The sequence below is a fragment of the Paenibacillus sp. J23TS9 genome, assembly GCF_018403225.1.
Taxonomy (GTDB): domain Bacteria; phylum Bacillota; class Bacilli; order Paenibacillales; family Paenibacillaceae; genus Paenibacillus_AQ.
The window spans coordinates 2166923-2184146 of record NZ_BOSG01000001.1; the positions used below are offsets into that span (position 1 = coordinate 2166923).

Here is a 17224-nt window from a genome sequence, read left to right on the forward strand (position 1 = left end):
AAAAAATTGTTATTTTTTAAAGATATTTATAATCTCGCAAAAAAAAATGATCCGGAGACTATTGAATATGACAATGAAGTCATAACTTCTTTGTTCGATCGGACGTTTATTAGTGTATATAGATTGGCCAACAAAAAGAGAAACCCCCTACACGATGATACCCTTTAAAATCGAGGTGATTAGTATTTACAGGCATGCAGGATGGATAGGGTTAATAATAGCTCTTGCAGTGCTTGCGGGCTGCAGCTCCAAACAAGAAGCAAAAATAGACTATGGGAAGCCAACCAATAGCACGAGTATGGGGATCACTGACGAAGGGCTCAAATGGGATATCGACAAATCTGCCCCCTCCTATGATGACACCATCGAGAGGGTTTCCTTTGAAGTAAAAGAAATAAAGTCCCCTTTTCCTCCAACGCATAAAGCAGCAAGTATCATCAAAGCCCCGTTTGACATGATCCAACTCACATACGCCAGTCTGGACCAAGGCCGGCAGCTGATTTTAGTTGAGAGTAATTCACAGGATACATCCGAGCCCGAGGGGAAATCCGGTCCCAAGCTCAGCAACGGAGCTCCAACATGGATCCAAAGTGACTCACAGATGAGCGCGCTTTACTGGAGGCAGGACGGATTGACCTTTGTGCTGATGTCCAACCAAGTGAAGAACAAAAAATTCATACCACTGTATGATGAGGATGAATTGGCGATCATCGCCAATAGCATATATTAAACCATGGAATCAATCGAAAGAGATATCGATTTAAATATCAATACGGCGCGAAAAAGCCCGTTACCCGGGATGAATCGGGTAACGGACTTTTTCTTATTCCCAATCTAATTTGAAGCAGTTGCCTTGCGGGCCACCTGGATACTCCAGAAAAACAGTCCCTGTCTCCTCATCATATTCAAAGTCTATGGATGCTTGATCAACATATACATGAAGCGGCGGATGCGGAACCCATAGCCGGGTGCTGACTGTAATTCCTGCCGGAGCTTCGGAAATCCAGGCATAACCTCTTTCAGAATGTTCCTCATTCCTGATTCTTGATGAAGTGGCAAGAATCAGCGGCTGATTCGAATTTTCGCTGAGGAAGCTCAAATCATAGAGAAGCGCATTGTCATTAGGCTTAAGCTCCACTCTATTCAGCACTGGTAAGCTTGCATCAAATAGCTGGATGAATGAGCCTTCCAGTACAACACTGCTGTCCGAATCTGCTGAAGGCGTTTCGTCCAGAACATGAACAATACGATAAGGACCACGCTGGATTTCAAGTATTCGATTCCCCTTGAAATCATCTGCTTCATCCCGGATCATTAACGCCTGCCTAACGCTGTCTATAACCAATTGGGCTCCTTCAGGTGTTTCTGCTAAAGATGCCGGATCCTTCCTGTGCAGAATAATAGCTCCCGCCTCCACAGAATGAACCCCTTCCTCAGGAGTACGTCCAAGTCCAAGAGACTCGAAAAGATGCTCCTCCGGACGCTTGTAAGCGCCGCGCCTCGATTCCCGGTTCCACCATTCCCTGACTTGATGATAGGGATCGCCCCCATCGCCAATGTAGATAAGGACGCCGCCTTCTCTGACCCATTGTCCAATAACCTGATGAATGCCGGGATGCTCAGGCTTCATGAACTCATAGCTCAGCAGCAGGACCCTATAATCATCGAGGTAACCAGGGAAATTCAATATATTATCATATTGAAGCGGCCTCAGCGGGATTCCATTTTTGAGAAGCGGTAGTGCCATCCCATAGAATGGCGACCAGTCCAGCAGCTTCCGTTCTTCCGTCCCCATCTTCTCATCCGATTCCGTTCCATCATACCTGGAGCTGGAATCAGGCTCTGCTCCGGGGATTTCTACGGTCCCCCGCTGGTACATCGCTGAATTGGCAAGACATAGTCCAATACCCGATGTGGAGGAAAGTTCTTGCTGAGCAGCATCATATTGATGCATCTCCCCAAGCATATGCATGATCGTCAACAGCTGTGTGGCATACCGTGAGGGAATCTTTTCTTTTCCATCCCCGTCTTCTCTCGGATAACTTCCTTCAAAGACACGATGCGGCCAAGGGCAGACTTCATATTGGCTTACACCCGGATGAAGTAATGAAGCCGTCACCGTCGCCAAATAGTTCTGTTCAAAATCGACCCAGGAGTGTGCAGGATTATCTTCAATCGGATCATGAAGGAACCACATTTCCCGTCCCGTTCCCCGGGTTAGCTCTTGCATCATTCCATATTCCAGATATGCTGTTTCAAACGTCCGTTCCCGGCGGACACCTTGGTACACATTTGGTGTTCGGCTCGTACCCGTCCAGATTTGAGCAATGAAGCCATCGCAAGCCGGCATGGAGACAAATAACGCCTCTGGACTAATGATTCTCCACTGGGTGTAATTGATCAGACTATGCGTTGGAATATAAAAGCGAACCGTTCTACCATACGTGGTAAGCGAATACTCCTTCATTTCGCTGCATATCCGATCCATTGCCCGGTAATACATCGCGGCTTTCAGCTTGGAAGCACGATACTGCGCATCATGCGCAGCATGGGGTGGGCACCATTCTTCTCCATAGTAGTTGAGCCACTCCCGCTTAAAAGCATCCGAATATCCGGACACTGCCCAGAATTCGGGCTCTTCCATGTGAATGGCTTCTACTCCGGCATCTATTGCCCTTTTGATGTGGGAAGACAGATACCCTGCAAAAGACAAAGTCGGAACCATATAAGGCACATCCTCGTTATGAAGCAAGTGTCCTCCGTTTCGGTCCATTTGGGCTTCATCCCAATGATTCCGTCCATCATACCGGCCATAGAGATAATCCTGGTATTCTCCCCATGACACCCCTGTCATCAAATGGACCGTATAACCGGCCTTTTTCCATCCTTCAATACGCTCAGGCATATCTTCAGTAATTCCATATACCATAACAAAATCCGTACGCAGATCATAAGTCGGTCCATAGGGCTTCGCTTCCTGAAACCCCGTCCATTCCGGAGCAGCTTTCTTCTTACGGCTCACTCGAATATTCCTCCTTAGTTCGGCATGGAGAGCTTAACAACTTCTTTTCCCTTCAATTGTTCATTGACATACTGTATCGCTTCATCGTATCCGGTTTTCTTGATCTGATCACGCAGATCATTCAGCACTTTCAGAGCTGCATCGTCCGACTTCGTGAAAATTGCCTGCTTCCACACATCTGTCATTTGATCTATGGATGGCTTCAACGTTTCCCATACCGGTGCTTTGGTAATCACGTCACTGGGATTAAAAGCGGAAATCACGCTGATACCGTTCGGACGTAAAATCTTGCGTGCATTGTCCATGGCCGCCAATCGGCCCTGGTCTGCCCAAATATCTCCTCCCCCTACAGAGTTTATGCGGTCCATACCTGTCATATTTTCAAGCCCAATCGCAATTCCTTGATCCCGTTTCACTTTCCCGGTAGTATCTTCGTAGAATTTATCAAACCATTCCTTTTTGGCGACAGGCTTGCCATCCACCTTTTCCCAATGAACGCCTTCAACACCATAATGCACAAGCATAAATCCTTCATCCGACGCCAGGTAATCCAGAAGCTTGAGTGCCGCATCGACGTCTTTGCATTTTTTTGTAATGACAGTTACGTTATTGCCCTGAATAGCTAAATCGTCAGGACGATTCGGCTCTGCTCCTGCTCTCTCCAGCGGTCCGACAGGAATATAATCCGTGCCTGGATGGGACTTCACATAGTCCTTCGATGCATCAAGAATGGCCGGATAATGTGCTGCCAATACCGCTATACGCCCCTGCTTGATTTTTTCGTTTGCAATCGGGTCCGTCTGCGTGAATACTTCCGGATCGAGCAGACCTTCGGAAATCAGCTTGCGGTAGTACAGCGTATAGTCCTCATAGGCTTTGGTAAAAAACACATTTTCCAGGCTTCCATCGCCTTTGTCGACATAGCTTGTTCCATAGAAAAGAGTGCTCCCGATGCCCACGGCCCAGCCATCATGGAAGCCCCCGAGCGGCATGACAGGCATACCATTTTCAGATAAATTCGCATCTTTGATCTTTTTCAGAAATTGGTACAAATCCTCTTTTGTTTTTACCGACTGTGGATCAACACCCACTTTTTCAGCAATATCCTTGCGCACATAGAAGCCGTACAACCAGTCATTCACATCATCCCCGGTTGCTGGCTGGTTCTGATACATCATGTACTTCTTGCCGTCAATGCCTCCAATAGCTTTCTCATACAAGGCCGGCGGTACATTTTCTTTGGCAACCGCTTTGGCAAGATTCGGGTACTTGTCGAGTTTATCGCTCAGATCTACAAGCTGCCCTTCTTTGGCTGCTTTGATAATTCCGTCCAGCTCGCCGCCCCAAGCAGGGCCAGTGTAGATATCAGGCAGATCCTGAGTCGCAAAGATCGTGTTGACCTTTTCTACCTCGCTGCCTTTGGTATAGTCAATTTTCATTTTGATGCCTGTCTTGTCTTCAATCGCCTGCGTAACGGGTGTTGTGTCGCTGTCAGGTCCAGTAGAGCCATTCCAGTTATTCAGAATCGTTAATGTGGTTCCTTTACCTCCTTCTGAATCACCACCGCCTCCACAACCGTACAACAGCCCTGTCAGCATCATGACCCCCATCAGAGTGCAGGCCGCTCTTACACGTAATTTAGCCATATGAACCCTCCCCATCCATTAAAATGATATGATCAAGTCCCTTTTCGGAACCTGTATCCTAGCCTTTGACCGAACCGATCATGACACCTTTAACAAAGTACCTTTGCAGGAATGGATACACGCATAAAATCGGGAACACGGTAATGACCAGCAGCGCCATCCGGAGAGATTCCGGTGTTGCGCCCGCCATATTGACGTTCACAGTCTGCCCCCCCTGCTGCGCTGCTCGCTGCATGGATGAGGATAGCGCCTCAGCTTCCGTAAGCATTTGCTGCAGAAGTGTTTGTACCGGTATGAGATTTTTGTTGGAGACATAATAAGTCCCCGTAAACCAGTCATTCCAATGTGCCACCCCGATGAAAAGCGATATGGTCGCAATCACAGGGCCGGATAACGGCAAAATAATCCGCATGAAAATTTGAAAATCATTTAATCCGTCGATTCGAGCCGACTCCTCAATCTCCTCAGGAATCCCCTGCAAAAACGTGCGGACGATGACAATGTGCATGAAGTTGAACAGCATGGGGATGACATACACCCAAAAAGAGTTGATCAGATGCAGCTTTTGAAGCGTAATGAAATAAGGGATGAATCCTGCGCTGAAAATCGTTGGCAGGAAGATATAGAATGTGAAAAAGGTGCGTCCCGGCAGGGTTTTCTTCGACAGCGCATATGCCATTAGCGTACATAGAAGCACATGCAGCACGGTCCCGATGACCGTTCTCAAGATGGTAATTTTGTAGGCCTGCCAGATTTGTTTGTTGTCGAACACCTGGACGTAATTGTCCAATGTAAGCTTGCGGGGGAAAAAGTACAATGCGCCGAGCATCGAGTCCTTCCCGTCATTTAGCGAGTAAATGAGAATGTAGATAAATGGATATATCATCAAAAATGCAAACAGTGTTAACAGGATGTAATTCAAGAGATTGAATACGGAAAAAGTATTTGTCTTCATACCAGCCCCCCCTTAGAACAGTGATACATCGCTGACTTTCCGGGCAATCCAGTTCACGGTAACGATCAATACTAAAGCAATCACGCTTTGGAACAGACCTACAGCTGCTGCATAACTGAGTCGTCCCTGCTGAATACCCGAGGTAATGACATGAACGTCCAAAACACTGCCGATACTTGCGGTAGCCGGTCCATTTAACAGGAGCAGCTGCTCAAAGCCTGCACTCATCAAACTTCCCGTGGCGAGAATAAACAAAATAACCGCAATATTACGGATTCCCGGAAGAGTCACATGCCAGATTTGCCGGAAGCGGCTTGCCCCATCAATTTTGGCTGCTTCATACAGCTGCTGATCGATGCCGGCAATCGCTGCCATATAAATAATCGAGTTCCAGCCGATATTTTTCCAGACATCGGATCCCAGAACCAATGGGTAAAACCATGTTGTATTATTCATGAATTGGACAGGTTCTGCGCCGAAAGAGGACAACAGATCGTTTAGCGGTCCCCCGTACATGGAGAGAAGGCGCTGCATCAGCGTAACGACGACGATCCATGAGACGAAGTAAGGAAGGTAAGATAGCGTTTGGATCGTTTTCTTGAATTTTACGTTGCGGATTTCATTGAGCAGAATGGCCAGGATGATCGGCATGGGAAAACCGATAAGGAGCTTCAACAAGCTGATAATGATGGTATTTCTAATAATGGCTGTGGACTGATAGTAATCAAAAAATTGATGGAAATACTTCAGTCCTGCCCACGGGCTGCCAGTGAAGCCGCCTACAAACGTAAAATCCCGAAAAGCGACCTGAAGTCCATAAAGCGGAACATAGGAAAAGATAAAAAACCACACAATTCCAGGCATTAAGAATAGATAGAACAGCTTGTGACGCCAAACCCTTTTCCACAGTAAAGATGACTTCATAAACCTCACCTCTCTTCTTGATGATCGATAAAACCAGCCATTAAGTGTAAGCGTTTGCAATCAACTCACCCGGTTGGTTTCTTTTATATCGCTTCCCCCCTTGTTGCTTCAGTTTCATCTAAGCTGAATATTTTGTATTCGCAAGAATAACAACGCCGCGAAGGTACTTCGAAGAGGTTATTCTTACAGACTTTGGAATTATCATATATTATATATTCAATATATTCAATATAGTATTAATAAAAAATACTAGATATTTCATCCTCATCATGTCGACGTTCTCGCCAAAAAAGAAACTCTTCATTATCTTAAGCTGCAAAAAGAACAGCAAAAAATCTTTTCCGTGAAGGAAAAGATTTCATGTGCTGTTTCGAAATATGAAGTTGTTTAGTAGGCAGGTGGAATACCGGTTGTTTGTCCGGGTACGAGTTCAGGCTGGAGCAAAATTTTACTGTAGGTTCTCCTACGGTTGTCACCGACGCTGCGAATCACTTCCAGCATCGTTGCCGCCGCTTTACAACCAATCTCATATTCAAATTGTTTGATGTGAGTGAAAATACTGAAACCATCCACCACAGATGTCGGCTCATCAAAACTTATAATGGACAAGTCCCCAGGTACTTTGAGGCCGGCCCGACCGGCCAGCTGATACATTTGGACGCCAAGCCTGCCGTTTAAGGTAATATAAGCCGTTGCCATCCGGTTCCGCATATAGCGGAAAAGTGGGTGACTCTCGGCATCCTTCAGACTTTGAATGTGAAAGTCCGTAATGATATGAGCCGGATTGATCATCGCCCCCTTATTTTTCAGAGCTGTGATATAGCCTTCAATCCGTTCCTGCACCGTTACCGTTTGAATTGGAGAGTCCGAACAGATCGCGATTTCCCGGTGTCCGAGCTCCCACAAATAATCCACCGCGAGCTGTGCGCCGAGCTTGCCGTCTGCAGCAATATAGTCGGTCTCAACCCCGGGTAAAAAACGGTCCATCAGCACAAACGGATATCCAGTGAATTTCATGTTGAGGATTTCATCATTGTAATGCTCCTCATCGACTGGAAAAATTAATATGCCCTCCGCTCCGAACGCATGGAGCGTCTTTAGTGCTTCCTTTTCCTTCTCAATATCACCCTCAGATAAGAGAATCATCATCCGATATCCATGCTCATCAAGAGTTGTCTGAACGCCGTTAATAAGCCGGATGGCGAAATAATCCAGAATAGATGGAATGACCAGACCGATCAGCTTCGTGGACTGATTCAACTTAAGGACTGAATTTGACTCAGAAGAAGAGTCCGCAGTTATGCTCCCTTTTTTTGGGTTCCCGCTCCCGACAAAACTGCCCTTGCCAGGTACCCGGTCAATAATCTGCTCGTCAGCGAGGCCGGAGAGTGCTTTGACCACCGTGATTTTACTGACATTGAACTGCTTCATCAGTTCTTTCTCGGTAGGAATCCGGTCCCCGGGCTGAAGTCCGCTGGTACGGATTTGTTCCAGTATGTATTGCTGGATTTTCTGATACAGGGGTACCCGTGAATTCATATTCATCAAGATTCACCATACTTTTTATATATATTTGCTATATACATATTAAACTATTATGAACTACATCGGAAAAAAAGTTGATTTTTTAAAGAATGATTTCCTTTTAGATTCAAAAAATAATAAAAGCGCAGGCTAATACCTGCGCAGCTTCACTTCAATTCCATATTAGTCTACATGACTTCAGGCGTCGGCGTTGGAGCCGCATATTCACCTGTAGAGTAAGTTTTATCAATGATATTGCGAATGTCCTTCACCGACTTCCCCTGCTTGCTTAGCTCTGATACGGCCACCGCGGTTTCCACACAGACACCGCAGCGGGTTCCATGATCATCCCACACGACGCTCCCGTCCGTATTCACTTCTTTTATAAAGCAGTTCAGGTTGCTCTTATGACCGGCACTTTCGCCACAGCCGCAGTAGCACGGGATCGAGATCAAAATGTCCTTCACACTGGCTGCCGTAGAATATGCGGTCTTAAGAGCAGGATCAAGCGAATCCAGAAAAGTCGGGAGCTTGTCCGTTCCCAGTGTCATCTCCTGCAAATCCCCGTTCGCAGCAACTGCCTGATGAGAATCCTGATGACCTTTCTCCGGTTCAGCCTCCTTGGCTCCGCAGCCAGCCAACAGCATACTTGAAAGGATTACTCCGAGTACTGTAATACGTGTCTTTTTACCCAACATCATCTCTCCTTCTAAATGATTCCTCTTTAAAATAAAGTATACCACGGAACCCTATATTTTAAATAATTTTACGTCTTTCCTGGCTAAACTCCTACAATGATGCATAAGTAAAACGGATTTCCTCTATTTTCTTAACTGTAATCATTCCGTTTAAAGTGTTCTTTTGCTATAATTGGGATAATCAGCTTTAACACGGAACCGAGAGAAAGGTGATTAATCCATGGAACAGTCCGTCAATCCAATTGAAGAATGCGATGCAACCTGCATGGGTTCAGAATCTGAACTAAGCAAAATAAAAGAAGGACTGATCGATGATCAAGCCGCCTCACAGGTAGCCGACTGGTTTAAGGCATTCAGTGATCCAACACGGGTAAAACTAATCAACGCACTCCTGCAAAGAGAGCTGTGTGTGCATGATTTGACAATTCTGCTCGGTATGGGACAATCGGCTGTATCCCACCAGCTCCGTTATCTGCGGAATTTAAGAATTGTTAAACGCCGCAAAGATGGCAAAACGGTTTATTACTCGCTTGATGATACACATATCGAACAAATTTTTGTTCAAACACTTCAGCATACCCAGCACGGATGACATGAAGAAAGACTGTTCCAATTCGTCTGATTTTAGACTTGTTGGTGCAGTTTTTTTGTTTTCGCCCTCATTATAAACGCTAAATGTAAAGAAACGATAGGAATGATTTGAACATGTAACATTGCATTTGACCATTTCAGCGGCTTTTTCACATATCCTTCACAGTTTCACTTGCCAAGCACATGATTTTTCAACGGTATGCCAGCTTTTGCTTATAGGATTGAAACGCTTCATCACACACAAAAAAGCCCGCGCTTAAGCGCGGGCTTACAGAATTCAATTTTCAATTGCATATTATTACTTCCCTGCAACAGAACCTTCTTCGTCAATCCATACGGTTAATTCCTCGAAAGACTTACGTTTACCCTGAAGCTGCTGTCCCTCTACAGGTTCACCCAGATATATAAAACCAAGCACCTTATCCTTACTGCCAAGCCCGAAATGTTCATTCATCTTCGAATGATACGTTGGCGCACCCGTTCTCCAGATCGCACCCAGACCAAGTCCATGGGCTTCCAGCAGCATATTTTGAATCGCTGCGAATACGGCACCATACTCCTCCAGTTCAATGACCTTCTCATGATCTTTGGGGGTCACGGCAACTGTAATCACGACTGGCGCTCGCATCGGCTTTGTTCTTGCCGATTCCGCTGCAGCCGCTGCTTCAGGTGATGCCGGATCTGCAGCCGAAGCCAGCGCTACATCCGCCAAAGCTTCCCCAAGCACCTTTCGTCCCTCGCCTCTAAGTACAAAGAAGCGCCAAGGCTCCGTCATCCGGTGATTCGGTGCCCAAGTTCCAGCCTCTAATATTTGCTCGATCTGAGAAACAGGGATATCTCCCTGTGTGACTTTACCAATACTTCGACGTGTGCGTATAGCTTCTGATATATTCATTCGTCATTCCCTCTCTCCAATTAAGAATCTTTCTCATTTACAAACATTGTATCAAAAAACATAGCTCATTTCCTGCTTATTCACATAAATCGCAACATTTTACCTTCCTCTGATCTTTCATTGACATCTCGTTAACACTCGGTTTATACAATAATCCATGATACATATACATATTCGGTCATCATTCGAAAGGGGTCATACATAACATGACAAAGAAATGGTTTATCTCCGCAATCGCTGCTCTAACGGTTGGTTCCGCTCTTCTTCCTTCCGTTCATGCTGCATCACCGGAGGTCCAATATTCTGCTAATGGACAAGCATTCACACCATCAACGGCTGCAATTGAGGAACAAGGACGTCTCTTTTTACCTGTACGTGACCTGGCAAATTTGCTGGGCAAATATGTAGACTGGGATGATGTCAGTAAAACGGCTTTATTCTCGGATAAACCAAAGCTGACCGGAACGTATACACTTCAACAGAAGGATCTAGCGGAAAATATCAAGTTTGGCATTGGCTCTTCCCTTACCCATATTCCTGGAGATCCGGACAATGTGTTCTACACAACTGCTGACCGTGGACCAAACGGTGAAGTGGATGTCAATGGAACCACCCGCCGCACCTTCCCTCTTCCGAATTACACACCAACGATATATAAAATTCAGCTGGAACAGGGAAAAATCAACATCCTAGACACGATTCCGCTGAAAATCAACGGCAAGGATCCAGTCACTGGAACGAATCTGATTACTGGACTGCCAAACCTGAAATCCCGTGATGAAGTGCCGTATGACAAAGCTGCTGAAAAAGTTATCTCCTACGATCCTTATGGTCTGGATGTCGAAGGCCTGACGTATAATCCACAGGATGACACGTTCTGGATTTCCGATGAGTATGGTCCTTACCTCGTTCAGGTAAAGCGTGATGGCACGATGCTTCAGCGTATTGCGCCAAAAGGTATCAGCGCCGAGCTGAATACAGCCGCATTGCCCCTGAAAGACAATCTACCGGCCGTATATCTGACCCGCCGCCAGAATCGTGGAGCCGAAGCCGTTGGCATTACACCGGACGGAAAATGGATGTTTATGGCGATGCAGAGCCCTCTTCGCAACCCGGACAAAAACGTGGACAACTCCCGTACCTTACGCATTTTGAAAATTGATCTGTCCACATTGAAACCGGTAGCCGAATATGCCTATATTACCGAGGACGCCAATCAATATAAAGATCTGAAGCAATCCGACATTGTTATTTCTGATATGTTCGTAGTGAATGAGAATACACTCCTGATCGATGAACGTGACAAAAATGCCGGAGACGCTGCCCAGCTTAAGAAGATCTTTTCCATTGATCTGAAGAACGCCACGAATATCCTTGGGCAGTACGATGACACAGCCAAAGCTGGTAAAACACTGGAACAGCTTAGCCTGAGCGAAGTCCGCCAGGCAGGTATTCAAACTCCCGTAAAACGGACTGTATTGGATGCGGTTGAATTCAAGTATCCCAATGAAAAAATCGAAGGAATTTCCCTCGTAAACGGACATACACTGGTGATTGTCAATGATAATGACTTTGGTGTCACCGATCCGGATTCCAAAGAAAACGGAACCGATTTGTGGACCTTCGAGCTGCCATACAACATCAAATAAGCAGCTTATAAAAGCTCTTAGCATTTGATTGACTTGATTCGAACCAAAATAAAGGACTGTTCCGAATGATCGGACAGTCCTTATTTTGATATAGTTCATCGCAGCTACCTTACCTTCAATACCCGCATCGCATTCAGAACTGCAATGATTGTAACGCCCACATCCGAGAATACGGCTTCCCACATTGTTGCGATACCAAATGCTCCAAGTAGCAGGAAGATTCCTTTGACACCAAGCGCAAATATAATATTCTGCCATACGATTCGGCGGGTTCGCTTAGCGATATGAATGGCTGATGCAATCTTGGATGGCTCATCTGTCATGATAACAACGTCTGCCGCCTCAATGGCCGCATCGGAACCAAGACCTCCCATCGCGATACCAACATCCGCTCGTGCTAACACTGGCGTATCGTTTATCCCGTCACCCACAAACACAATCTTCTCTTTTGGTGATTTCCTGCGGTCCAGCTTCTCTATCTCTTCTACCTTATGCTGCGGTAAAAGTTCAGCATGAACCTCATCCAGACCCAGCGAGCGTCCAACCTCTTCACCGACGCTCTTAGCATCACCCGTCAGCATAATAGTCGTCTTGCCCATTTGCTTGAGTGTCCGGATCGCTTCAGCCGCATCTTCTTTCACTTCATCTGAAATGGTAATATATCCGGCATATTGATGGTCCACACTGATATGAACCGTTGTTCCCGCTTGCGCAGGCTGTTCAAAGAGAATGGATTCCTTATTCATGAGTTTCGTATTCCCTGCCAAAACTTCCTTACCGTCCACCTTAACCTGAATGCCATGTCCAGAAATCTCGTTGTAACCTTCAATCCTTGCTTCGTCCAATTCTTTGCCGAAGGCCGTGCGGATCGATTCTGCAATCGGATGAGTGGAATGATATTCGGCATAGGCCGCAATCTCCAGCAGCTGATCTTTTCCAAGCCCCTTCAGGGATGTGTGGATATCAGATACTTTAAAAGCGCCTTTGGTCAAGGTACCTGTTTTATCAAACACAACATATTTAACGTCATTCAGCGCTTCCAGATAGTTGCTTCCTTTGATCAGAATACCCGATTTGGAAGCAGCCCCAATGCCTCCGAAGAAGCCTAGCGGAATCGAAACCACAAGTGCGCATGGGCAAGAAATTACGAGGAAAATAAGTGCTCTGTATATCCAATCCGAAAATGCCGCTCCGCTTACAATCAGCGGTGGCACAAGTGCCAGCAGCAGTGCCACGATAACGACAACTGGCGTATAGTATCTGGCAAACTTGGTAATGAAGTTCTCCGTAGGAGCTTTTTTGCTGCTCGCATTCTGCACAAGATCCAGTATTTTCGATACCGTCGATTCGCCAAAAGCCTTGGAAACTTCAATGGTAAGCACGCCGTTCTTATTGATAAATCCGCTTAATACTTCTTGGCCTTTTTCAATTTCACGCGGTACGGATTCACCAGTTAATGCCGAAGTATCCACCATGGAGCTTCCTTCGATAACCATACCATCGAGCGGTACCTTTTCACCCGGCTTTACGACAATATGATCACCAACCTGTACCTCTTCCGGTTCTACACGTTTGGTCTCATTGCCCACTTTCAGGTTAGCATAATCCGGACGCAAGTCCATCATCGCGCTGATCGACTTACGGGAACGGTTCACTGCAATTCCCTGGAACATTTCACCCAATTGATAAAATAACATGACCGCAACGCCTTCCGGATACTGTCCAACTCCAAAAGCGCCTATCGTCGCTACCGACATTAGAAAATACTCGTCAAATACTTGGCCACGTATAATATTCTTAACGGCTTGAAGGACGATATCGCCGCCGGCAACCACATAGGCTGCCAGGAAAATGGCAAGCTCAACAAACGAATTCGCATGAACGAGCATTCCCACTGCCGTCAAAACAGCACCAATAGCCAGTCGTATCGCCATGACTTTGGTTCCACCGCTTCCATGATCATGGGAGTGGGAATGTCCCTCTTCCCCATGCGCATCCTCGTGGCCATGCTCATGAGTATGGTTATGATCATGACCATGTTCATGTTTGTGTCCATGGTGATCATTACCCTCGTGATGTGCTGTTCCCAGAGGCTTTTTATTGTGTTCCAGCACCTTTACATGTGGTTCAAGCTTCTTAATCTTATTTTTCACATGGGTCAGCAGCTGTTCGTTTTCTCCATCGGTCTCATAGGTTAACGTTTGCTTAACGAAATTGACGGAGCAGGCAGTAATGCCCTCCATTTTCTTCACACCGTCTTCAATTTTCATAGCGCAGCTCGCGCAATCCAATCCATCCAGAACGAGCTCCCGTTTCACTTTACCGGTTGCTTCAGCCATCGTAATGCCTCCGATCCAAACTGTAAATATAATATGAGCATATGTTCATATATAAACTTGTTAAGCATATTATATTCACTCTACCGGAAAGATGTCAATGAATTCCCACCTAAAATTAGTATCATCGCCAAAAAAAACCGCGTTTATACGCGGTTTTTGCAGAAAAGTAAATTTTTTGATAGGTCATCTTCTAATCTAAGGCCAAAGCTTCGGCCTCTCGATCCGACGGAACTGCGGACACCATGAATAATGATATGAATTCGTTAAAGTTGGTTTCTTTTCTCCATCATAACCTTAATAATGAGAGACAGAATGGAAGTGAAGAGCAATATAAGCTGCTTGCTGCTGAAACCTAACCAAAATGTATCATTTTCGCCAAAAAGCGAGACCGCGAACATCCCGATGGATGACCACATGATAGAGACATCTAGATGGTGGAGACTGTTCATGTGTTCTTTATGCCGGAATTGATAAAGAATCACTGCTGCGGTGACGATTGCAGTGGCAATCGAGCTTATTCCCCCATCCGCAAAGAAAACCTGAAGCAGGCTCATAACACCATAACTTGATATCAACCAGGTCAGTGCAGCATTGGCATGAAGCACCCACGGCTTGTGATGCCGGATACATTTATAAGTAAGAATCAGGATGCCAATAATAACAGCCAATATGATTCCCTGCGTGCCACCCGTGTAATAAAGCAGCGATAGCGGTGAACGGATGACCGACTTGAAATCAAATACAAGCGTGCTGAATTTCCATACCAGGATACCGATCAAAAGGGTTGTCATCAGATCATCCAGTATGGGCTTTCGAATATCCGTTCCCAAGTACCTCGTACGGAACAGCGTAACAAGGTATCCTGCCGCCACGGAAATGATCGTTATGAGCAGCGAATATTTCAGCATCAAAGGTCCAAGCATAATCACTTGCAATTGAAATGCTCCTTTCATTCTATGTATGTAAATTTTTATTCAGGGAGGCTTACCTGTTGAATACGAAACTAACCCTTCTCCAGCAAAATGATACCCATGGCTGTCTTGAAGCTCATCCTGAGTTTTTTTGGCACTCGGATCGGCCCGTTTATCGCAATGCCGGCGGCTTTGACCGTATCGCCTCCTATGTAAAACAGCTGCGGAAGCGAAGCAGCAATGTACTCTTTGTGGACGGTGGAGATGTTTTTCATGGCACGGCTCCGCTTGTACTGTCTGAAGGAAATATCATGATTGAGCTGCTGAATGCCATGGGGCTTGATGCCATGGTCCCAGGCAACTGGGATTACGCATATGGACCGGAGCAGCTGCACCGATTGTCCACACAGTTGAAATTCCCGGTTCTGGCAGCCAATTTGCGTAGCAGTGATCCGAATTTAAAGTACGAGCCTTATGTCATTAAGGAATTTCAAGGCTGCCGAGTAGGCATCATCGGATTGACCTATCCTCATGTTCACGAGACCATGCCTCCATCCTTTTCGGAACACGTAAAATTCGCTCTTGGAACGACCGAGCTAACGACACTTATTCCGCGCCTCCGCGCTGAAGAACATGTCGACTTGATCGTTGTACTCAGCCATATGGGTCTGCCGCTTGATATCAAGCTGGCTTCGCTGGTTCCAGGTATTGATATATTGCTCAGCGGCCACAGCCATGACCGGATTGAAAGACCGATTGTCACTAATGGTACATTTATCGTGCAATCCGGAGCCAATGGTTCTTTTATCGGACGAATTGATCTGGAATATGACGGCACGCGGATTACCGATATCCGTCACGAGCTGGTTACGCTGTTTGAGGATGAATATGAATCCGATCCGGATATAGCGGCCATCATCCAGCGGATCATGAGTCCCTATGCAGATATTCTGTCACCTGCAGCCGGCAAGCTGATGACCCCACTGCACCGGATGACGCTGAATGAGGCGCCAATGGACCGCCTGATTACAGATGCTTACAAGCATGCCACTGGCGCAGATGTGACCTTCTCCCATGGTTGGAGATACGGAGCACCGGTGCTTCCTGGAACGCTGACCACCAAAGATTTGTACAATATAATTCCTACCAATCCCCGAATATTCATGATGGAGCTGGAAGGGAACGATATTTTGAACGCTCTCGAGACCAATCTCGAGCAAGTGATGGCTCCGGATCCTTTTCAGCAAAAGGGCGGATATATCCTTCGATCCTCGAATCTTGCCATGGCGTTTAAGCCTTATAATCCGAGAGGTCACCGGATTCAGCATATTGAAATCGGCGGCCGGCCGCTGGACCTGCACAAGACCTACCGCGTGGCCGGAGGCGGTGAGCAAGTGCTGAAGAAATACAAAGAGGGACGCAAGCTTCTGGATATGGATGCACATGAAACTATTCGCGCCTATCTGGATCATTATCCGCATGGTTTGGCTGTTGATGACAAAATCTACATTCACAATATCTAAATTTCGAACCGAAAATATAGCTTCAATAAAAAAACCTGGCGCATTTTGCCCAGGTTCTTTCATTGGATTAGCTAAACAGACCAACGACTGCTCTCGGTGCATTCGATCAACCGGTTTTCGATATTAACAGCAAACACCACAACCATAGGCTCCTTTACCGCTTTGCGGTGCATATAACCGCAGAAAACCGTAACGCTTCAGCATACGTGCCGCTTTTTTGGTCTGGCGACAGTTCTCAGCCAAGATGAGTACGGGTTCTTCAGATGCCAACTGTGTTTTATGCACATATGGCAATCGCCCCATCGAAATATTGATCGCCCCGGGAACATGATGCTGAATATAATCCACAGCATCTCTTACATCGAGCATTTGCATCTCATGTCCTTCTGTATCGGGCCCGCGCAGTTCTTCCGGACTCACGAAGGTCAGCCCATTGACCGGCGATAATTCCCGCACAGCCCACCAGGCCACCACTGCTGCGAGGACAGCTAACAACAACCACAGCATGAGTGTAGGTACCTCCTCGAATATATGTCTTGTTTAACTG

Annotated in this window: 14 protein-coding genes; 4 read left to right on the top strand and 10 right to left on the bottom strand. The window is 46.3% G+C overall.

The features are described from left to right. Positions 1-154 precede the first annotated feature (154 nt). Positions 155-730 (top strand): hypothetical protein, encoded by a 576-nt coding sequence (locus tag KJS65_RS10205; RefSeq protein WP_213649720.1) that lies wholly within the window; start codon positions 155-157, stop codon positions 728-730. Positions 731-823: 93 nt separating this feature from the next. On the opposite strand, the gene KJS65_RS10210 is transcribed toward KJS65_RS10205, so the two are convergent. The 6 genes from KJS65_RS10210 to KJS65_RS10235 all read right to left on the bottom strand — a co-directional run bounded on the left by KJS65_RS10210 (position 824) and on the right by KJS65_RS10235 (position 8772). After that, on the bottom strand, positions 824-3022 hold the full coding sequence (locus KJS65_RS10210) for a hypothetical protein (RefSeq protein ID WP_244864467.1): 2199 nt from the start codon (positions 3020-3022) through the stop codon (positions 824-826). A gap of 14 nt (positions 3023-3036) precedes the next feature. After that, the gene (locus tag KJS65_RS10215) at positions 3037-4668 is read right to left on the bottom strand and encodes an extracellular solute-binding protein (RefSeq protein ID WP_213649721.1); all 1632 of its coding nucleotides are present in this window, start codon (positions 4666-4668) and stop codon (positions 3037-3039) included. A 58-nt stretch (positions 4669-4726) separates the two neighbouring features. Further along, positions 4727-5623 carry a carbohydrate ABC transporter permease gene (locus KJS65_RS10220; protein ID WP_213649722.1) on the bottom strand — a complete coding sequence of 299 codons (897 nt, stop codon included), beginning with the start codon at positions 5621-5623 and terminating at the stop codon, positions 4727-4729. 12 nt (positions 5624-5635) lie between these two features. Beyond that, positions 5636-6547 carry an ABC transporter permease gene (locus tag KJS65_RS10225; protein WP_213649723.1) on the bottom strand — a complete coding sequence of 304 codons (912 nt, stop codon included), beginning with the start codon at positions 6545-6547 and terminating at the stop codon, positions 5636-5638. A gap of 387 nt (positions 6548-6934) precedes the next feature. Continuing rightward, positions 6935-8092, bottom strand: coding sequence for a GntR family transcriptional regulator (locus KJS65_RS10230; RefSeq protein ID WP_213649724.1), 1158 nt, complete (start codon positions 8090-8092; stop codon positions 6935-6937). Positions 8093-8259: 167 nt separating this feature from the next. Further along, positions 8260-8772 carry a PCYCGC motif-containing (lipo)protein gene (locus KJS65_RS10235; RefSeq protein ID WP_213649725.1) on the bottom strand — a complete coding sequence of 171 codons (513 nt, stop codon included), beginning with the start codon at positions 8770-8772 and terminating at the stop codon, positions 8260-8262. Positions 8773-8989: 217 nt separating this feature from the next. Between KJS65_RS10235 and KJS65_RS10240 the strand changes: the two genes are divergently transcribed. Continuing rightward, positions 8990-9361 (top strand): ArsR/SmtB family transcription factor, encoded by a 372-nt coding sequence (locus KJS65_RS10240; protein WP_136605066.1) that lies wholly within the window; start codon positions 8990-8992, stop codon positions 9359-9361. Between the two features lie 297 nt (positions 9362-9658). Here KJS65_RS10240 and KJS65_RS10245 read toward each other — a convergent pair whose 3' ends face one another. Beyond that, the gene (locus tag KJS65_RS10245) at positions 9659-10255 is read right to left on the bottom strand and encodes a nitroreductase family protein (RefSeq protein WP_213649726.1); all 597 of its coding nucleotides are present in this window, start codon (positions 10253-10255) and stop codon (positions 9659-9661) included. Between the two features lie 206 nt (positions 10256-10461). Between KJS65_RS10245 and KJS65_RS10250 the strand changes: the two genes are divergently transcribed. After that, on the top strand, positions 10462-11904 hold the full coding sequence (locus KJS65_RS10250; protein ID WP_213649727.1) for an esterase-like activity of phytase family protein: 1443 nt from the start codon (positions 10462-10464) through the stop codon (positions 11902-11904). Positions 11905-12008: 104 nt separating this feature from the next. Here KJS65_RS10250 and KJS65_RS10255 read toward each other — a convergent pair whose 3' ends face one another. Both KJS65_RS10255 and KJS65_RS10260 read right to left on the bottom strand, forming a co-directional pair. Then, a complete protein-coding gene (locus tag KJS65_RS10255; protein WP_213649728.1) occupies positions 12009-14243 on the bottom strand; it encodes a heavy metal translocating P-type ATPase in 2235 nt (744 codons plus the stop codon). 263 nt (positions 14244-14506) lie between these two features. Beyond that, complete coding sequence (locus KJS65_RS10260) at positions 14507-15178, bottom strand: hypothetical protein (RefSeq protein WP_213649729.1); 672 nt, start codon at positions 15176-15178, stop codon at positions 14507-14509. Positions 15179-15234: 56 nt separating this feature from the next. On the opposite strand from KJS65_RS10260, the gene KJS65_RS10265 reads away from it, so the two are divergent. Then, entirely contained in the window at positions 15235-16677 is a 1443-nt protein-coding gene (locus KJS65_RS10265) for a bifunctional metallophosphatase/5'-nucleotidase (protein WP_244864468.1), read from the top strand. Between the two features lie 123 nt (positions 16678-16800). Here the strand turns inward: KJS65_RS10265 and KJS65_RS10270 are convergent, their stop codons facing one another. Continuing rightward, positions 16801-17184, bottom strand: a complete 384-nt coding sequence (locus KJS65_RS10270; RefSeq protein ID WP_213649731.1) for a rhodanese-like domain-containing protein — start codon at positions 17182-17184, stop codon at positions 16801-16803. Positions 17185-17224: the final 40 nt, after the last annotated feature.

Coding starts and splice junctions, on each gene's coding strand:
- KJS65_RS10205 (WP_213649720.1), top strand. CDS start 155: ATGATACCCTTTAAAATCGAGGTGATTAGTATTTACAGGCATGCAGGA.
- KJS65_RS10215 (WP_213649721.1), bottom strand. CDS start 4,668: ATGGCTAAATTACGTGTAAGAGCGGCCTGCACTCTGATGGGGGTCATG.
- KJS65_RS10220 (WP_213649722.1), bottom strand. CDS start 5,623: ATGAAGACAAATACTTTTTCCGTATTCAATCTCTTGAATTACATCCTG.
- KJS65_RS10225 (WP_213649723.1), bottom strand. CDS start 6,547: ATGAAGTCATCTTTACTGTGGAAAAGGGTTTGGCGTCACAAGCTGTTC.
- KJS65_RS10230 (WP_213649724.1), bottom strand. CDS start 8,092: ATGAATATGAATTCACGGGTACCCCTGTATCAGAAAATCCAGCAATAC.
- KJS65_RS10235 (WP_213649725.1), bottom strand. CDS start 8,772: ATGATGTTGGGTAAAAAGACACGTATTACAGTACTCGGAGTAATCCTT.
- KJS65_RS10240 (WP_136605066.1), top strand. CDS start 8,990: ATGGAACAGTCCGTCAATCCAATTGAAGAATGCGATGCAACCTGCATG.
- KJS65_RS10245 (WP_213649726.1), bottom strand. CDS start 10,255: ATGAATATATCAGAAGCTATACGCACACGTCGAAGTATTGGTAAAGTC.
- KJS65_RS10250 (WP_213649727.1), top strand. CDS start 10,462: ATGACAAAGAAATGGTTTATCTCCGCAATCGCTGCTCTAACGGTTGGT.
- KJS65_RS10255 (WP_213649728.1), bottom strand. CDS start 14,243: ATGGCTGAAGCAACCGGTAAAGTGAAACGGGAGCTCGTTCTGGATGGA.
- KJS65_RS10270 (WP_213649731.1), bottom strand. CDS start 17,184: ATGCTGTGGTTGTTGTTAGCTGTCCTCGCAGCAGTGGTGGCCTGGTGG.